17 protein-coding genes and 1 other annotated feature are annotated in these 18,004 nt (G+C 31.3%); all 17 genes read right to left on the minus strand.

Annotation, left to right across the window (positions count from 1 at the left end; all coding sequences use genetic code 11):
• Window position 1 precedes the first annotated feature (1 nt).
• On the minus strand, window positions 2–472 hold the full coding sequence (rpsG, locus tag BN854_RS06370) for a 30S ribosomal protein S7 (protein WP_030003723.1): 471 nt from the start codon (window positions 470–472) through the stop codon (window positions 2–4).
• A gap of 47 nt (window positions 473–519) precedes the next feature.
• The gene (gene rpsL, locus BN854_RS06375) at window positions 520–939 is read right to left on the minus strand and encodes a 30S ribosomal protein S12 (protein WP_030003724.1); all 420 of its coding nucleotides are present in this window, start codon (window positions 937–939) and stop codon (window positions 520–522) included.
• Between the two features lie 168 nt (window positions 940–1,107).
• Window positions 1,108–1,470: a RidA family protein gene (locus BN854_RS06380; protein WP_030003725.1), complete on the minus strand. Its 363-nt coding sequence runs from the start codon at window positions 1,468–1,470 to the stop codon at window positions 1,108–1,110.
• A gap of 13 nt (window positions 1,471–1,483) precedes the next feature.
• Window positions 1,484–2,155, minus strand: coding sequence for a potassium channel family protein (locus tag BN854_RS06385; RefSeq protein ID WP_030003726.1), 672 nt, complete (start codon window positions 2,153–2,155; stop codon window positions 1,484–1,486).
• A gap of 9 nt (window positions 2,156–2,164) precedes the next feature.
• Window positions 2,165–3,469 (minus strand): TrkH family potassium uptake protein, encoded by a 1,305-nt coding sequence (locus BN854_RS06390; protein ID WP_030003727.1) that lies wholly within the window; start codon window positions 3,467–3,469, stop codon window positions 2,165–2,167.
• Between the two features lie 459 nt (window positions 3,470–3,928).
• Window positions 3,929–4,354 carry a hypothetical protein gene (locus BN854_RS06395; RefSeq protein ID WP_030003728.1) on the minus strand — a complete coding sequence of 142 codons (426 nt, stop codon included), beginning with the start codon at window positions 4,352–4,354 and terminating at the stop codon, window positions 3,929–3,931.
• A gap of 56 nt (window positions 4,355–4,410) precedes the next feature.
• Window positions 4,411–4,866 carry a hypothetical protein gene (locus tag BN854_RS06400; RefSeq protein ID WP_030003729.1) on the minus strand — a complete coding sequence of 152 codons (456 nt, stop codon included), beginning with the start codon at window positions 4,864–4,866 and terminating at the stop codon, window positions 4,411–4,413.
• 89 nt (window positions 4,867–4,955) lie between these two features.
• Complete coding sequence (locus BN854_RS06405; protein ID WP_030003730.1) at window positions 4,956–5,216, minus strand: hypothetical protein; 261 nt, start codon at window positions 5,214–5,216, stop codon at window positions 4,956–4,958.
• A gap of 110 nt (window positions 5,217–5,326) precedes the next feature.
• Complete coding sequence (locus BN854_RS06410; RefSeq protein WP_030003731.1) at window positions 5,327–5,665, minus strand: hypothetical protein; 339 nt, start codon at window positions 5,663–5,665, stop codon at window positions 5,327–5,329.
• A 259-nt stretch (window positions 5,666–5,924) separates the two neighbouring features.
• The gene (gene rpoC / locus BN854_RS06415) at window positions 5,925–10,046 is read right to left on the minus strand and encodes a DNA-directed RNA polymerase subunit beta' (RefSeq protein WP_030003732.1); all 4,122 of its coding nucleotides are present in this window, start codon (window positions 10,044–10,046) and stop codon (window positions 5,925–5,927) included.
• Window positions 10,046–13,861: a DNA-directed RNA polymerase subunit beta gene (gene rpoB / locus BN854_RS06420; RefSeq protein ID WP_030003733.1), complete on the minus strand. Its 3,816-nt coding sequence runs from the start codon at window positions 13,859–13,861 to the stop codon at window positions 10,046–10,048. Before rpoB ends, rpoC begins: the two co-directional genes overlap by 1 nt.
• A gap of 118 nt (window positions 13,862–13,979) precedes the next feature.
• On the minus strand, window positions 13,980–14,570 hold the full coding sequence (locus BN854_RS06425; protein WP_030003734.1) for a class I SAM-dependent methyltransferase: 591 nt from the start codon (window positions 14,568–14,570) through the stop codon (window positions 13,980–13,982).
• A 63-nt stretch (window positions 14,571–14,633) separates the two neighbouring features.
• Window positions 14,634–15,005: a 50S ribosomal protein L7/L12 gene (gene rplL / locus BN854_RS06430; protein WP_030003735.1), complete on the minus strand. Its 372-nt coding sequence runs from the start codon at window positions 15,003–15,005 to the stop codon at window positions 14,634–14,636.
• A 19-nt stretch (window positions 15,006–15,024) separates the two neighbouring features.
• Window positions 15,025–15,516: a 50S ribosomal protein L10 gene (gene rplJ / locus BN854_RS06435; RefSeq protein ID WP_030003736.1), complete on the minus strand. Its 492-nt coding sequence runs from the start codon at window positions 15,514–15,516 to the stop codon at window positions 15,025–15,027.
• Window positions 15,517–15,528: 12 nt separating this feature from the next.
• Window positions 15,529–15,649 (minus strand) — a sequence feature (ribosomal protein L10 leader region).
• A gap of 2 nt (window positions 15,650–15,651) precedes the next feature.
• On the minus strand, window positions 15,652–16,341 hold the full coding sequence (gene rplA / locus BN854_RS06440; protein ID WP_030003737.1) for a 50S ribosomal protein L1: 690 nt from the start codon (window positions 16,339–16,341) through the stop codon (window positions 15,652–15,654).
• Between the two features lie 71 nt (window positions 16,342–16,412).
• Window positions 16,413–16,838: a 50S ribosomal protein L11 gene (gene rplK / locus BN854_RS06445; protein WP_030003738.1), complete on the minus strand. Its 426-nt coding sequence runs from the start codon at window positions 16,836–16,838 to the stop codon at window positions 16,413–16,415.
• Between the two features lie 135 nt (window positions 16,839–16,973).
• Window positions 16,974–17,921 (minus strand): choloylglycine hydrolase family protein, encoded by a 948-nt coding sequence (locus BN854_RS06450; RefSeq protein WP_030003739.1) that lies wholly within the window; start codon window positions 17,919–17,921, stop codon window positions 16,974–16,976.
• Between the last annotated feature and the right edge of the window lie 83 nt (window positions 17,922–18,004).

The raw sequence follows: 18,004 nt of genomic DNA on the forward strand, positions 1-18,004 counted from the left end.
ATTACCAACGGTAATGTGCGAAAGCTCTGTTAGCTTCAGCCATACGGTGGGTATCTTCTCTTTTTTTGACTGCTGCTCCAGTTCCTGCTGCAGCATCAACGATTTCTTTTGCTAATTTTTCAACCATAGTTCTTTCATTACGAACTCTAGCATATTGGATTAACCATCTAAGTCCTAAAGTTTGACGACGTTCTGGTCTCACTTCCACTGGTACTTGATAGTTTTGTCCTCCGATACGACGAGAACGTACTTCTAAAACTGGCATAACATTATTTAATGCTTCATTAAATACATCAATAGCTTCGCGTCCAGTTACTTCTTTAACTTTATCGAATGCTTCATATAAAATACTTTGTGCAGTACCTTTTTTCCCATCTTCCATAATAGTATTCACAATACGTGTAACTAATTTAGAACCATAAATTGGGTCTGGTAATACATCACGTTTAACGATATGTCCTTTACGTGGCACAATGTTCACCTACTTCCTATAGATTATTTTTTTATTTTTTTAATTAATTATTTCTTAACTTTTTGTCTTTTAGCACCATATTTTGAACGAGCTTGTTTACGGTTTGCAACACCTGTTGTATCTAATGTACCACGTACGATATGATAACGTACCCCTGGTAAGTCTTTAACACGACCACCACGTACTAACACAACGCTATGTTCTTGAAGTGAATGTCCAATTCCTGGAATATAAGCTGTTACTTCTGTTCCATTGCTTAAACGAACACGAGCATATTTACGTAATGCAGAGTTTGGTTTTTTAGGAGTCATAGTTGTAACACGAATACATACTCCACGTTTTTGTGGTGAAGAGTAGTCTGATTCTCTTTTTTGTAAAGAGTTAAAACCATAAGCTAAAGCTGGTGATTTTGATTTTTCAGTTTTATCTGTTCTTCCTTTTTTTACAAGTTGTGATATTGTTGGCATTTGTTGCTCCTTTCTTGAAACACATATCCAAGTGTTTCATTTTTATTTCAAAAATATTATTGGCTTAACAAAGCCAACAGTTCAAAAAAATTTGTGATTGTTACACACAACATTCTTATTATATATTTTTTTAGTATAATTGTCAATATTTTAAGCTTTTTTTATTTTTTATTTTCCTCTATAACAAATAGCATCTAATTGAAATAAAAGACCATTTTCTCCACCTATATGAGCAAATTCTGTTTGAATTGATTTTCTTACTGGATATTTTCCATTAAATTTTTCTTTTAATACTTTTTCCATGATAGGAATATTCCAGATATCTTTGAATAAAATATCCATTTGAACAACACTTTCTAGGTCAAGATTAACCAATTTTAACCTTTTTTCTAAATGTTCAACAGCACCTCTTACTTGATTTTCAATAGATTGACCAATATTACCTACGCAGTATCCTACAAAAATAAAATCTCCTGCTTCAATCACACCAGAATGAGCCCATTCTTCTTTTATATCATGTCGTTTAATCATTTTATGCACCTTCTTATATTTTATTTGAGAAAAAATTTACCATTTTAGGCAATTCTTTTTTTCTTCCGAACACAAAAATATGATCATTAGCCATTAAGTAGTCAGTACTCGTTGGCGTAATCATTTGGTTATTTCTTTGAATCAATAAAATGTTTACTTTATATTTATTTCTAAGATTTAGATCAATTAATGATACTGTTTCAAATGTTTCTGATATCTCTATTTCATAGACATCAAAATCATTTTTAATATTAAAGTAATCTGCTACATTTCCAACAATCTTATTAGCAACTCTCTCAGCAGCAATCGATAGAGGATAGACAACATTATTCACTCCGACCATTTTAAAGACTTGAGCATAATCATCTTTATCTGCTCTAGCAGTAATTTCTTTTACGCCTAATTGTTTTAATCTCATAATAGTTAAAATAACATGAGATAAGTTTTCCATTTTATCTTGACCAATCGCTATAATCACATGGTCTGCATTAGATATTCCTGTTTCTTTTAATTCTTTTTCATTTGTAATATCACAGCAGACAACATTATTAATGTATTCTCCTGCTTGTCTTACCGCATCAATATCTTTATCTATCGCAATTAAATCTATATTAGATTGTTCTAATGATTTTATAAGTTCTAAACCAAATCTTCCTAGGCCTATGACACCAATGGTTTTTTTCATATCTTTCACCTATCCTATAACAATTTTTTCATCTATGTAAACTAAGTTACTATTAGATGCTTTTTTAGAATATATTAAATGTAGAATGGTTAGTGGACCAATTCTGCCAATATACATCATGAGTATTAAAATAGTTTTACTACCCAATCCTATCTTATGTGTGAAGTTTAAAGTCATACCAGTATTTGAAAAAGCACTTACTGATTCGAATAAAGCTGTTTGAATATTTGTTTCTTCAAACGCTAATAATAAGAATGTTGAAATACCTATAAGAATCATTGCACTTTGTATTAAGACAAAGGCTTTTATTTTAGTTTCATCAGTTATCAATCTTTTATGCGTTAAAGTTTGACTCCCTCTTCCAAATGAAAATAAACTTTTTAGCATTACATAAAGTGTAGTGACTTTAATTCCTCCACCAGTTGACATAGGTCCTGCCCCAATAAACATCAAAGGAATAATAATTGCTATACTTAAACTTTTTACTTTAGTTAAATCCACTGTTAAAAAACCTGCAGTTCTCGTATTAATGCTTAGGAAAGAAACTTCTAAAAATGTCATTTGATTTTGTTCAATTAATTTAAAAAGAACGGTCCCCATTATTAATAAGCCTAATGTCATTTTTAAAGTTATCTTAGTCTGAATACTTAATTTTTTCCATGATCTTTTTTTCATTACTTCATATATAACAATAACACCTAGCCCTCCTAAAATACTTAAGACCCCTGTGTTTATATTAAACAATAGATTATTATGATAATTAAGAAAATGGTTGTTAAATCCCAATATTTCTAATCCTGCATTATTAAAAGCGGATATGGCGTGAAACGCACTCACACCTATTGCATGATACGTATTGTCCATTGTTGGAATAAATATAAATAAATTAATTATAAATCCTATAAACTCAATGATAAAAGAAATCATAATAATTCTTTTCACTAATTTAACGAGACCTTGTAAAGAATTCTGATTTAAGCTTTCTTTTAAGATTGCTCTATTATTAAATCCTATTTTACTTCCTATAAGTGTCATAATATAAACAGTTAATGTTAAAACGCTTAGCCCGCCTATTTGGATCATACATGCTATAACTACTTTTCCAAAAATTGTAAAACTACTTCCTAAATCTAAAACAGGCGTTAATCCAGTAATAGTTATAAGTGAGGTAGAGGTAAAAAAAGCATCAATCCATGAAAGTGATCCGTGTTCTTTTAATGTAATTGGGAGTTTAAGCAAAATAGTTCCTAGAATAATAACTGTAAAAAAAGACAAAGCTATAATCATATAAGGAGTCATTTTTATTTTTCTCATTTTATCACCTTTGAATTTTACTACTATTTTACCATATTTGCACTACATTAGTATTTGACATAAAAAAAGAACTTTTTATTTTTATGCTTTAAAGCTCTGCATTATCAGTATGAAGCTTTTTAGGATTTAAGACAAATAAGTGTTGGAAGACACGTGCAATTGCCAAACTTCATTATTTTTTATAATGCAGAACTTTAAAACATAAATAAATCTAGTTCTTATTACCTAACATAATAATAGTAACGATTAGATATTTTTACTTTTATTATTTAGTGTAATATTAAATTATACCCCTTTTTTTATTTTTTTGCAAAATTTGCTCTTTAAATATTAAAAGGATTGTGTCTATTACAGGCAACAATCCCAATTATTAGGTTAGTATATTATAAAATTTTTTACTAAGATAAACCTATTTAGTTCATCTTTTTACTTCAATTTTTACTAAATGAATACTAACTCTTATTGATTATTTTTAATTTCTAGTAGAGAATCAGTTTCATCAAAAACTAACTCCAAAATGATATTATTTCTATTCATTTTGCCATCTACTACAATACTCCCTTTAAATAACATTGTTGAATTCATAAATCCAACATCAATCATTTGAAAAACTATACTATTATTAATTACATCTTCTAAATCAGAAAGAAAACCTTTAATTTCACTATTATCAATTTTGTATACATATGTATTTATAGATTCCGTAACACTTTTCCCGCATTTAAAAGAAATAAGATATATTGGTTTTTCAGCCAAATTAAAAGTATTCCAAACATCCATTTTTAAAAAACCATTATCAATTCTTATATTACCTATAATTTTATCATGTAAAAAATTTAAGAAATCAGTTTGATTAATTGGGTTTTTATTTATTTTTAAGTCCATTTAGATACCACCTATTTTCATTTAACTATAGTATACTGAGTTCTTTTCATATCTAATTACAGTCTTTCTCTAGAAATTAAGGACAAGTCATCGACATTATATATTTTTTTTAGCCTTCTATACAAAATGTTGTCATTATCAAAACTTTTGGAATACAAGTTAATTACCACATTCATGTCTGATTTCTCTAATTCTTCATTACACTTTTTTTCACATTCCAATAATATTTTAAAGCATTCTTTTGGAAACAAGGGATACATATTAAAAGCTGCATTCCATCTTTGATAATCTATCGTAGATGATAGCCAGTATCTATACTTTTCAATTCCCTCTTTTGATCTAACAAGTTGGCATATATATTCATCTGCCTTTTTACCCAATTTTATTGACTTTTTAGCATTTTTATCGACATCTGTTACTTCTTGATTGGATATAAATTCAACACTCGTAAGTTCTCTAATAATAGTTAAAGTTTGATTCAATTTCGTAAGAATAATATTATAATCTATCATTTTTTATCCCTTTCAATAATTTTGAGTCTTTCATATCTTAGAATAAACTTGAATAAATTTCTAGATTTTAATATAATGATATTTATTTTCTATTTTACCAAATTCTTCATTTGGTCTTTTAAGTCCCAATCACTAGGTTTTAGATTTCTTCTAGAAAACCACTCAGCTCCATTTTTAATCCAGTTATCACGCCATATGGTATGGTATTTTGATAAGTGCTCTAAATCATAATTATCATCATATCCAAATTGAAAACCACAACACGGACATATTTCATCAGATGGAATGTTTTTTTCATCATATGCTTCTTCTTTCAAATTAGGATATCCACAAACTGGACATATATACATAATAAATACCTCCTACTTTCTTATCTTGCTATAGAAATAGTCTTGCCTATATCTTCTATGAGAACAAAATATCTCTATTATTGGATCATAGATCTTAATTAAATTTTACTTCATGCCTTACTGTTATGAAGTGAATCATTTACTAATCTTTTCATGAAAGCTTTTTTCCCCTTTTTGATGTAAGTAATTAAATCTTTTAAATCTTGTGATTTTATCCTACAAGCATATTCTTCTAAAAATAAAACAATATTTGTATAAATCATTTCATCATCATATATTTCTTTATTAAAATACTTTTCCCAATCATTAAGTATTGCTGGATCAGCTGACTTACCATCATCTAAAATTCTCATATCACCTAGCAATAATCCTAAATCATCAATCTTTTTATCAGAATAGACTTTTTCTAGAAACCTAAATAATCTATTGTACACTTCTACCTGACTCATATAATAGTTCTCCTTATTATTTGATCTTGCTAAATCATTTGAAGGTTCTAATTTACTTATCTCTTATTTCTAATACTGTTATGTCTGTAAATTATAGCATTAAGATTTTTTAATATCAAGCATTTATTCTATAAATATTTGTTCATTCTTTATTTTATTTCTTCAGTATTTATCATCAATATCAAATTATTTTATAATAATTATTTGGTTGTCTATAAAAAAACACCTAGCAAATTTGCTAAGTGTCTTTGAAATTTTATCAATCTAAATCTTCATCATATGAATCAAATGATTCAGGTTTATCATATTCAAAATGTTCGGCATTTAAAATACCAGTACCAGCAGGGATTAATCCACCGATAATAACATTTTCTTTTAGACCATGTAATTCATCCACTTTACCTTTAATAGCTGCATCTGTAAGAATTCTTGTTGTTTCTTGGAATGATGCTGCTGATAAGAATGAATCACTTCTTAATGATGCACGTGTAATACCAAGTAATATTGGTCTACCTACTGCTAAACGTTTTCTTTCAGAAATAGCTTTTCTATTAGCACGTTTAAATTCATTAATTGATACTTCTGTTCCTGGAAGTAATTCAGTATCTCCTTCATAAACAACTGAGATTCTTCTTAACATTTGACGGATAATTACCTCAATATGTTTATCACTAATCGCAACGTTTTGAGCACGGTATACTTTTTGAACTTCTTCTAAGATATATTGTTGAGCAAGCTCTGCAGATCCTGCACGTAATAACTCACGTGGATGAATAGAACCTAAAGATAATTTTTGACCAGCTTTAACTGATGCACCTTTACGTACTAATGATTCAACATTTGGATCTAGTGTATATTTATATTCTTTATCTGGGTTTAGTTCATCAGTGATTGTAACGATAGATGATCCACCACGACGTTCAACTGACTTAACTTTACCTGATACTTCTGTAATAACTGCTTTCCCTTTTGGATTTCTTGCTTCAAATAATTCTTGAATACGAGGTAACCCTTGGGTAATATCTGATGCTGATGCCACCCCACCTGTATGGAATGTTCTCATCGTCAACTGTGTACCTGGTTCACCAATTGATTGAGCAGCAACTACCCCAACAGCTTCTCCAACTTCAACTACTTTATTAGTAGCTAAATTCATACCATAGTCTTTAGCACAAATACCATGTTCTGAGTTACATGTTAAGACACTTCTAATTTCAACTGATTTAAGTCCTGATTCAACAATTTCAGCTGCGATATCATCAGTAATTAATTCATTACGAGCTACAATAACAGTTTTTGTTTTAGGATGGATAACATCTCTACTTGCAAAACGTCCAAAGATTCTATCATATAATGGAACGATTTCTTTTCCATCACTTTCGATTGCTGAAACGACAAGTCCACGGTGTGATCCACAGTCATCTTCAACAATAATAACATCTTGTGAAACGTCTACTAAACGACGAGTTAAGTATCCTGATTCAGCTGTTTTAAGCGCTGTATCGGTAGAACCTTTACGCGCACCGTGAGTTGAAATAAAGAATTCAGACACTGTTAATCCTTCTCTAAATGATGCTTGTACTGGAACTTCAATAATATCCCCTTTAGGGTTATTCATCAGTCCACGCATACCAGCTAACTGAGCAAAGTTAGATGCACTACCACGTGCTCCTGAATCACTCATCATAAAGATATTGTTATCTTCATCAAATTCTTTCATTAATCCATCTTGGATCTTATCACGTACGTCTTTCCATTCTTGAATAACTAAATTACGACGTTCTGAATCTGTTAATAAACCATCTTCATACCATTCTTCAATACCAGCAATCTTTTCTTTTACTTCTGCAATTAAAGCTTCTTTATTAGAGTAAACATTAATATCAGCAAATGAAATTGTAATACCAGCAATTGTTGAATATTTGAATCCTAAGTCTTTTAATCTATCTAACATCTTAGATGTTTCGCTAATATGGAATTGTTTAAAGACTTGGGCAATAATCATTGATAAAAATTTCTTCTTAAATGGTTCTGGTGTTTTAATATCTTTTAATACATCTTCTGGGTTTACACCTTTATCAATAAAGTAAATATCTGGTGTTTGAACTTCTAGATTATATTGTGTTGGTTCGTTTAAATATGGGAAACTTTCAGGTAAAATTCTATTGAAAATTAATTTTCCTAAAGTAGTCACTAAATATTTACTGTTTTGTTCTTTAGTAAATGTTTGTTTAACTGCTTGAGGTTTTAAGATAATTCTTGTATGTAATTCAATTTCATGATTTTGATAAGCCATTTCAGCTTCTGCAATATCAACAAAGAATTTACCTTCATTACGGTTTTTATAAGCATGTTGCTTAGTTCTATTTTCAGCATCATAACCACTTAATACACGATCTCTATTTTCTTCGATTGTTAAGTAGTAGTTACCTAAAACCATATCTTGTGATGGAGTAACAACTGGTTTACCATCTTTAGGGTCTAGAATGTTATTAGATGCTAACATTAATAATCTAGCTTCTGCTTGTGCTTCAATTGATAATGGAACGTGAACAGCCATTTGGTCCCCATCAAAGTCAGCGTTAAACGCTGGGGTAACAAGTGGGTGTAAACGAATCGCTTTACCATCAATTAATTTAGGTTCAAATGCTTGAATCCCTAAACGGTGTAATGTAGGGGCACGGTTAAGTAATACTGGATGTTCTCTTACTACTTTTTCTAATGCTCTAAATACATCATCATCCATTTTTTCATATCTGTTATTAGCACTACGTTTATCAACACCAGTCATTTCTTGTAATTCTCTTAAAATAAATGGTTTGAATAATGTAACAGCCATTTCACGTGGAATACCACATTGGTACATTTGTAAGTCTGGTCCAACAATAATTACTGAACGTCCTGAGTAGTCAACACGTTTACCAAGTAAGTTTTGACGGAAACGACCTTGTTTACCACGTAACATATCTGATAATGATTTTAAGTGTCTATTTCTTTCAACTGCAGCACGTTTACCACGTTTTGCATTATCGAATAATGAATCAACAGCTTCTTGTAACATACGTTTTTCATTTTTAGTGATTAAACGTGGAGCACGTTGTTCTTTTTGTTTTTTAAGACGATTATTTCTATTTAAAATACGACGGTATAAGTCATTGATGTCAGTTGTCGCGAAACGTCCACCATCAAGTGGTACCATTGGTCTTAAATCTGGTGGTTGAACTGGAATAACATCCATTACCATCCATTCTGGTTTATTATCTGAGTTATTGAATGCTTCTACAACTTCTAATCTCTTAATAATAGCATCTCTTTTTTGTTTAGATGCTGTTTTAAAGCGACGACGTAAAGATTTAACTTCTTTATCTAAGTCTAGTTCTTGTAAAAGTTTTTTAACTGCTTCAGCACCAGTTAATGCTGTAAATCTGTTACCGTAGTCTTCAGTTAATGCACTGTAGTCTTGTTCTGATAAGATTTGTTTTTTAACAAGTGGGGTATTTCCTGGATCAGTAACGATGTATGATGCATGATAAACAACTTCTTCTAATGCTTTAGCTTTAATTCCTAAAAGGATTGCTAAACGAGAAGGTGAGTTTTTTAAATACCATGTATGAACTACTGGAGCTTCTAATTCAATGTGCCCCATGCGTTCACGACGTACTTTAGATTCAGTAATTTCAATACCACATTTAGGACAAATTTGTCCTTTGTTTCCTGTTTGTTTTTTACCACAAGAACATTGGTAATCTCTTGTTGGTCCGAAAATTCTTTCACAGAATAATCCGCCTGGTTCAGGTTTAGATGTTCTGTAGTTGATAGTTTCGTGAGTTAATACTTCACCATATGACCATTGTCTAATTTCATCTGGAGATGCTAAACGAATTTTAAAATGGCTAAATGTACGGCTTCCGTATCCTTTGTCTACTGGTTGAACAAATTTTTGGAATCTTTCTTCTGCAGTTTGTTCTACTACTTGTTCTTCTAATACAACTTCTTCTTCTTTACCATCTAATGTTCTTTGATGGTAAGTTTCAAGAAGATCGTTAACATCTTGTAAATTAAATTTATCATTTTCTAAGATATGATAAAGTTCATTTCTATCAAATTCTAATAATTCTTTAAAATCATTGATTCCAGCATTATTTAATACTTCGATAGTTTCATCATTTAAATTAAGTTCACCTAATTGGCTTGGTAATGCATATTTTGCTAAAACTTCTACAACTTCAGAAAATGCATCGCCTAATAATGATTTTAATTCTTTTAAATCAAAAGTATTGAAATCTTCTAGTTGACCAATTCCTGAAAGTTTTAGTTTTTCTAAGGTGCTTTCAGATAAATTAAGTGCTTCAACGTGTAATGTTAATTTTTCTTTAGCCATTACTGTAGACCTCCCTTTTTATTTTGATCTACTAATGATTTTGTAGCTTCGTTTTCTCCTGTTGCGGCATCAACTAATTCTACATATAAGCCTAGTGCTTGTAATTCTCTTGTTAATACTCTAAATGATTCTGGAATTGATGCTTTTGGAATTGGTTTACCATGAGTAATTGCACTATATACTTTATTTCTACCAATCATATCATCTGATTTAACAGTTAACATTTCTTGTAATGTATGAGCAGCACCATAAGCATATAATGCCCAAACTTCCATTTCTCCGAATCTTTGTCCACCATTTTGAGCTTTACCACCCATTGGTTGTTGTGTAACTAATGTATAAGGCCCAACACTTCTTGCATGAAGTTTATCATCAACCATGTGTGATAACTTAATCATGTACATAACCCCTACTGAGATTCTGTTTTCATAAGGTTCACCGGTTCTACCATCATAAAGTGTTGTTTTACCATCTGGTTCTAATCCAGCTTCAGCCATAATATCTTTTAAATCTTTGTCTTCTACACCATCAAATACTGGAGTAGCAACTTTAATACCTAATCTCTTAGCTGAAATACCTAAGTGGATTTCTAAGATTTGTCCAATGTTCATACGAGAAGGAACCCCAAGTGGGTTTAACATGATATCAACAGTTGTTCCATCTTCCATGTAAGGCATGTCTTCTTTAGGAAGTATTTTAGAAATAACCCCTTTGTTACCATGACGTCCAGCCATTTTATCTCCTTCAGAGATTTTACGTTTCTTAGCGATGTATACACGAATTGTTTCGTTTACACCTGAAGGTAAGATATCTCCATTTTTCTTAGAGAAGTAACGAATACTTTGAACAACTCCACCACCACCGTGTGGAACACGTAATGATGAATCTCTATATTCTCTTGATTTTTCACCGATAACAGCGTGAATTAATTTTTCAGATGGTGATGGTTCAAAAATACCTTTTGGAGTAATTTTACCTACTAAAATATCTCCTTCTTTTACTTCTGATCCTGGTATGATAATACCTTTTTCATCTAAATTCTTAATTGCATCTGGTCCAACGTTAGGAATTTCTCTTGTGATTTCTTCCTTACCTGTACCAGTTTTTAATTCACGAGTTTCAATTTCATATTCATCAATATGGATTGAAGTATATACGTCATTTTTAACTAATTCTTCTGACATAATAATCGCATCTTCATAGTTATAACCTTCCCATGTCATAAATGCCACGGTAACGTTTCTACCTAATGCTAATTCACCTTGATCAGTTGATGGACCATCAGCAATAATATCTCCAGCTTCAACATATTCTCCAGCAACTACAATTGGTTTTTGTAAAACTAATGTGTCTTGGTTAGAACGGAAGAATTGGATTAATTCATATTCTGATTCTGGTGCCATACCGTAATCATGTAATTCTTTAGCAATCATATAGTTAAATTCTTTATTTGGTTCATAAATAATTCTTCCACCGATTGAAACAACATCTGTTGGTTCTTCAGTGATAATAATCTTTTTAGCATCAGCATATGTTACATAACCTGCATTTTTAGTAACAATTACACAACCTGAATCTTTTGCCGCACGGTATTCAATACCAGTACCCACAATTGGAGATTCTGGAGCTAATAACGGAACAGCTTGACGTTGCATGTTGGCACCCATAAGTGCACGTGAAGCATCATCATGTTCTAAGAAAGGAATTGATGATGTCGCAACTGAAACAATTTGTTTTGGAGAAACGTCCATGAATGTAATTTCATGTTGTTCATACATACCAGTTTCACCATTACTTCTTGCGATAATTCTTTCTTCTTTGAAACTATTATCTGGATTTAATGGCGATGCAGCAGATGCGATAACTTCTCCAGCTTCTTGATCAGCTGTTAAATAAGTAATTTTATCTGATACTTTTGAGATACCATTTTCATGGATAACTTGTAAGAATGGTGTTTGGATAAATCCATATTCATCAGTTCTTGCATATGTAGCAAGTGATGAAATAAGACCAATTGATGGACCTTCTGGTGTTTCAATTGGACAAAGTCTACCGTAGTGAGAGTTGTGAACGTCACGTACTTCAACGCCGGCTCTATCTCTTGCGATACCACCAGTACCTAATGCAGAAACTCTTCTTTTTTGTGTAAGTTCAGCAAGTGGATTAATTTGATCCATGAATTGTGATAATTGTGAACTACCAAAGAAAGTTTTGATTGCACCAGCAAGTGGTGTCATATTAATAATATTAGCAGGTGCAGCATCAGCAAATGAAGTTGTAGACATTTTGTCTTTAATATTCTTTTCTGCTCTTGCAAGACCAATTCTAAATTGATTTTTCAATAATTCTCCGATTAATCTTAAACGACGGTTTCCTAAGTGGTCAATATCATCAACTGAACCTAGTCCATCATATAAGTTTAAGTAGTAGCTTAAGCTTGCTACAACATCAGAAATTGTAATGTGTTCTTTATTTTCTCTTTGATCATTACCAATTAATTTGATATTAGTATTACGGTCTCCTGATTCATCGTAAGTATAAACTTCAAATGATTCAACAATAACACCTAGTCTATCAACTTCTTTTTGATAAATATCTTTAGAGTCTAAAAAGTATTTAATTACTTTTTCATCAATTGCTTGACGGTTTCTTCTTAAAGTAGTAATAACTTCTGGAGTAATTTCAGTATTTTTAGTAACTAAAACTTCGCCTGTTCTTAAGTTTAGAATGTTTTCCTTAGCGTAAAGTGCATCCCCACCATCTGGCATTCTAGTTGCTAGAATTTCATCAGGTGTTTCATTTTCTAAGTTCTTTTCTTTAGAAATAAGTTCTTTTCTAAATAAGTTACGGTGTAATTTTAATTGTTCAATAACTTCTTTAGTGATTTCAGTATCTTTAGCAAATACAACTTCACCAGTTTCTTTATTAATTAAATCTTCTGCTAAGAAAGTATTTTCTGCTCTTGCTAAAACGTCTAATTTTTTATTAAATTTATAACGTCCAACAGCTGCTAAATCATAACGACGACGATCAAATAAACGTACTCTTATGAATTCACGTGCTGCATCAGCTGGAACTTTTTCACCTTGACGCAATTTTGAATATAAGTCAATGATTGCATCATCAGAAGTTTTTGATTCATCCTTTTCAAAAGTAGCAGTTAATAAAGTGCTCTTTCCAAAAGTTTCTTCAATTTCTTTTTTAGTACTAAATCCTAAAGCACGCATAAAAGTAGTCATTGGAACTTTTTTAGAACGATCTAATTTAGCGTATAAAATGTCTTTTGAGCCTTGTTCATATTCAATCCAAGCTCCACGAGTGGGAATAACTTGTGCTGTAAATTTAATGCGGTTAATTTTCTTATCTAATTCACTTGTAAAATAAGCACCAGCTGAACGAACAATTTGTGAAACAACTACTCTTTCAGCACCATTAATTACGAATGTACCTGCTGGGGTCATCATTGGTAATTCAGTCATTAAAACAACACTTTCTCTAATTTCACCAGTTACAGCATTTTCAAGTTTTACCTTAGCTGATAATTGGCGAGAATAGTTAATATCTCGAATTTTAGACTCTAAAATACCATATTTAGGTTCGGCAAAAAAACACTCTTCAAAATAGAGTTTTAAATCACCGTTATGTCCTTCAATTGGTGAGATGTCTTTTAGCAACTCTTGTACACCTTCTTTATAGAACCGTTCGAAAGATTGAGTCTGTATTTCGATAAGATTTGGTAAATCTATATCATAATTCATTTTTGAGTAATTACGACGACTTGCTTTCTTTCCGTATTGGACAGTACGATATCCCATATTCCACACTCCTATCGTTATTTGGGAAGCTTTTTTAGCGTTTTTTATGTGAAAAACACTAAAAATCAGCATGTTTATGCATTTAAATATATTACCACATTTTTTTCATTTAGTCAATTTATTTAATAGAGTAAATGATATAGTATCCTTTTTTCTTTTCTGCTATGGTGCAGTTGTTAAAAAGGGTTTCTAACTTTTTAATGGTGGATGGTGCACCTTGTTTCTTTTGGATAACCAGCCATAACTCACCATTTGGTCTAAGCTTTTTATAAGCTTCTTCATACAATTTAAAAATATTATCTTTACCAGTTCTTATTGGTGGGTTAGTAATAATTAAATCATATTCTTCTTTTATGTTAGAAAAAAGATCACTTTCAATGACGGTTGCTTTTATATTGTTTGCTTTAAGATTTTGTTTTGTTAATTCTAACGCCTTAGTATTAATATCAGCCATAGTGATATCTAACTCATTGTTTATTTTACCAATATAAGTTCCTATTGGTCCATAACCACACCCCATGTCTAATACTTTTTTGACATGAGGTTTAATAGTTATGGTTTCTAATAAAACTCTAGTTCCAAAATCCAAATATTCTTTACTAAAAACACCTGAATCTGTTTTAAATACTAAGGGTACATCATTAACATTTATCTCATATTGTTTTACATCACTTTTGAGTGATGGATCATTTATAAAATAATGACTCATACGTACCTCGTAAACGGCGAAAAAACCCGAGATACCTCAGGTTTAATTTCAGCCAATTAAAAACTATTTAAGTTCAATTGTAGCTCCAGCTTCTTCGAATTGAGCTTTAATTTTGTCTGCATCTTCTTTTTTGACGTTTTCTTTAATTACAGCATCTGCAGTTTCAACTAATGCTTTAGCATCAGCTAATCCTAAACCAGTTACTTCACGAGCAACTTTGATGACAGCAATTTTGTTTCCACCGAAGCTCTTTAATACTACTGTGAATTCTGTTTTTTCTTCAGCAGCAGCAGCTCCAGCAGCAGGTGCAGCAACAGCTACAGCACTTGGGTCGATACCGAATTCTTCTTTTAATCCATCTACTAATTCTTTAATTTCTAATAGAGTCATTTCTTTTAATGCTTCTACGAAAACTTCTTTTGTTAATTTAGCCATTTTATATTTCCTCCAATTATTATTCTTTTTCTTCAACTAGCATATTTAAGCCAATTGCTACTTCTCGCACTGGTGTTAATAATCCAGCTGCAAGCATTGTTAACATTACTTCTCTTGATGGTAATGTTGCAAGTTCGTTTATTTGATCAACTGAGGCAACTTTACCTTCAATTACACCAGAAACGATTTTTACTGCTTTGTTATCTTTTGAAAATTCATAAACTGCTTTAGCTGGTGCAACTACATCATCATAACTGATAGCGATTGCTTTTGCTCCAACAAGTGTATCAACAAGTCCATCAAATCCTGCAGCGATTGATGCTCTTCTTGCGATATTGTTTTTGTATACCTTAACGTCTCCGCCTAATTCTCTTAATTGTGTACGTAATTGAGTGAATGCAGAAACTGTTAATCCTGGGTAATCAAAAACTACTACTGTTTTTGCGTTATTAAATTTTTCTGTTAATTGTTCAACAGCTGCGGCTTTACGTTGGATAACTGATTTTTCCATGATTTTGCCTCCTTAGCGTATTAAAAAACTCTCTTTACCAAAGACAAAAGAGAGTTTGTTTTTTTAACAAATGCCTCGGTAGGTTATTAAGTCTTGCGACTCCTACTGTCTTTGGTATGCTTGAATTTATTTTAATTATTTAATCTTGTTTTCATCAATGCGGATACCAGGACCCATAGTTGATGAAACTGTAATGTTTTTAATATAAGTTCCTTTTACTGTAGCTGGTTTAATACGTACTAATTGTTCGTATAATGTTGCAACATTTTCAGCAAGTTGTGATGCTGTAAATGATACTTTACCAACTGGTGCTTGAATATTACCTACTTTATCAACACGGTATTCAATCTTACCGTTTTTGATTTCTTGTACTGCTTTAGCTACATCAGTTGTAACAGTTCCTGTTTTAGGGTTTGGCATTAATCCTTTTGGTCCTAAAACACGTCCTAATTTACCTAACTTAGCCATCATATCTGGTGTTGCTACCATTACATCAAACTCGAACCAACCTTTTCCGATTTTTTCGATTAATTCTGAATCACCAACGAAATCAGCTCCAGCAGCTTCTGCTTCTTTTGCTTTTTCTCCTTGTGCGATAACAACTACTCTAGATACTTTACCAGTACCATGAGGTAAAACGATTGCTCCTCTTAAATTTTGTTCAGCTTTTCTTGGATCTAAGTTTAAACGGAACGCAATTTCAACAGTAGCATCAAACTTAACAGTAGAGGTTTTCTTTACTAATTCCATTGCTTCAGATGCAGCGTATACTTGATTTTTGTCAACTAACTTAACTGCGTCTAAATATTTCTTTCCTCTTTTCATGTCTTTCCTCCTAAAATGTGGTATAGCGGGATATCCTCCCACAATTCAGATAGATTATTAAAATATCTAAATTAGTCTTCTACAACGATGCCCATATTACGTGCTGTACCTTCAACAATTTTCATTGCTGCTTCAACAGTATATGCATTTAAGTCTGGCATTTTTGTAGTAGCGATTTCTTTGATTTGTTCACGTTTGATTGTAGCTACTTTTGTTTTATTTGGTACTGCAGAACCAGATTTAATATTAGCGGCTTTCTTTAACAAATCACTTGCTGGTGGGGTTTTAGTAACGAATGTAAATGTTCTGTCTTCATAAACAGATATTACAACTGGAACTACGAATCCCATTTGATCTTTAGTTGCTTCATTAAATTGTGAACAAAATGCTGGTATGTTTACTTGAGCTTGCCCTAATGCTGGTCCAACTGGTGGAGCTGGGTTTGCTTTTCCGCCAGGAATTTGCAATTTAACTACTTTAACAACTTTCTTTGCCATGATACACAACCTCCTTTTTAACCTAAGTATGTGGTACGGTTTTAAGCCTTCCACTATGGTGTGCTTTTACACGCGTATATATTCTATCATTATGAATCTATTTTGTCAACTAGGGTTTTTTTAAAGTTTAATGAATTAGAGTAAAATCAATTTATCTAAATCTAAGTCGTATTGATTTAGTTGATGTTTAATAATTTCAAAACTATCGTATAGTCTATAACAATAGGTTTGACTTGTGTTCACCATATATGAAGTATATTGAGTATAATCCATTGTCATTCTGTGAGTGACAACACTTCCTTTAGGGATATCCACACTATTTAAAATATGCACTGCACTCACGATAAGTTCTTTTTCGTTCTCAGTTTGTTTACTGCTTAGTTTTGAATATAACGCTCTAATAAATCTTGATGTAGGTGTTAAGTCACCAGGGATACCAAATGTTCCACTTCCTTGACCAAATGGTTTAAATTCTTCACCATATAAATGTATAGGAGATACGGCATTAGGGTTTATGTGAATATAGTTTCTAACATTTGTATAATGCCATTGATAATCAGGGCTATTAGTTAAGATTCCTAATTTATTTTTAAATATTTCTAACCCTTTTTCTGTTTTTTCAACAATGATAGATTCTCCTGTAGCATCTTGAAAAATCCAATGTAAAGGAGGTGTTGTTCCTACTAAGTCTAAATGTGTTTCTACTATATGATGCGTATTAAAAAAATCTTTTACTTCTTCTATATTAGAATAGTTTGCTAAAACATACATTATGACTTCTTGTGGTGCTAAAGTCTGATTTTTAACGATCTTTTTATCATATTTAGCATATCCTTCAAAATAAAGTGCCGCTGCAGTTAGTCCTTTTTCATTCACACCATCTGCACAATAATAGGTGCCTAAGTTTTTTGCAAGTCCCATAAAAGCATAATGTTTATCATTTGTATCATTATAATAATTATATTGGATTGGGTAATTTCTAGGAAAAACCACAAACTTAGAATCTAGTTCATAAGAAAAATCCATTGTTCGAGCCATTAAAAAATCATTTGTTTTATTTTTTAGCGTTATACATGTACACATTTTAGAAATCTCCTTTTTAAATTTTATCTATATTATATAACATTTCTAGTATTGTATTTAAAAAATTGCTATTACAAGGCATC

This window comes from Alteracholeplasma palmae J233 (assembly GCF_000968055.1).
GTDB classification, from domain to species: Bacteria; Bacillota_I; Bacilli_A; order Acholeplasmatales; family Acholeplasmataceae; genus Alteracholeplasma; species Alteracholeplasma palmae.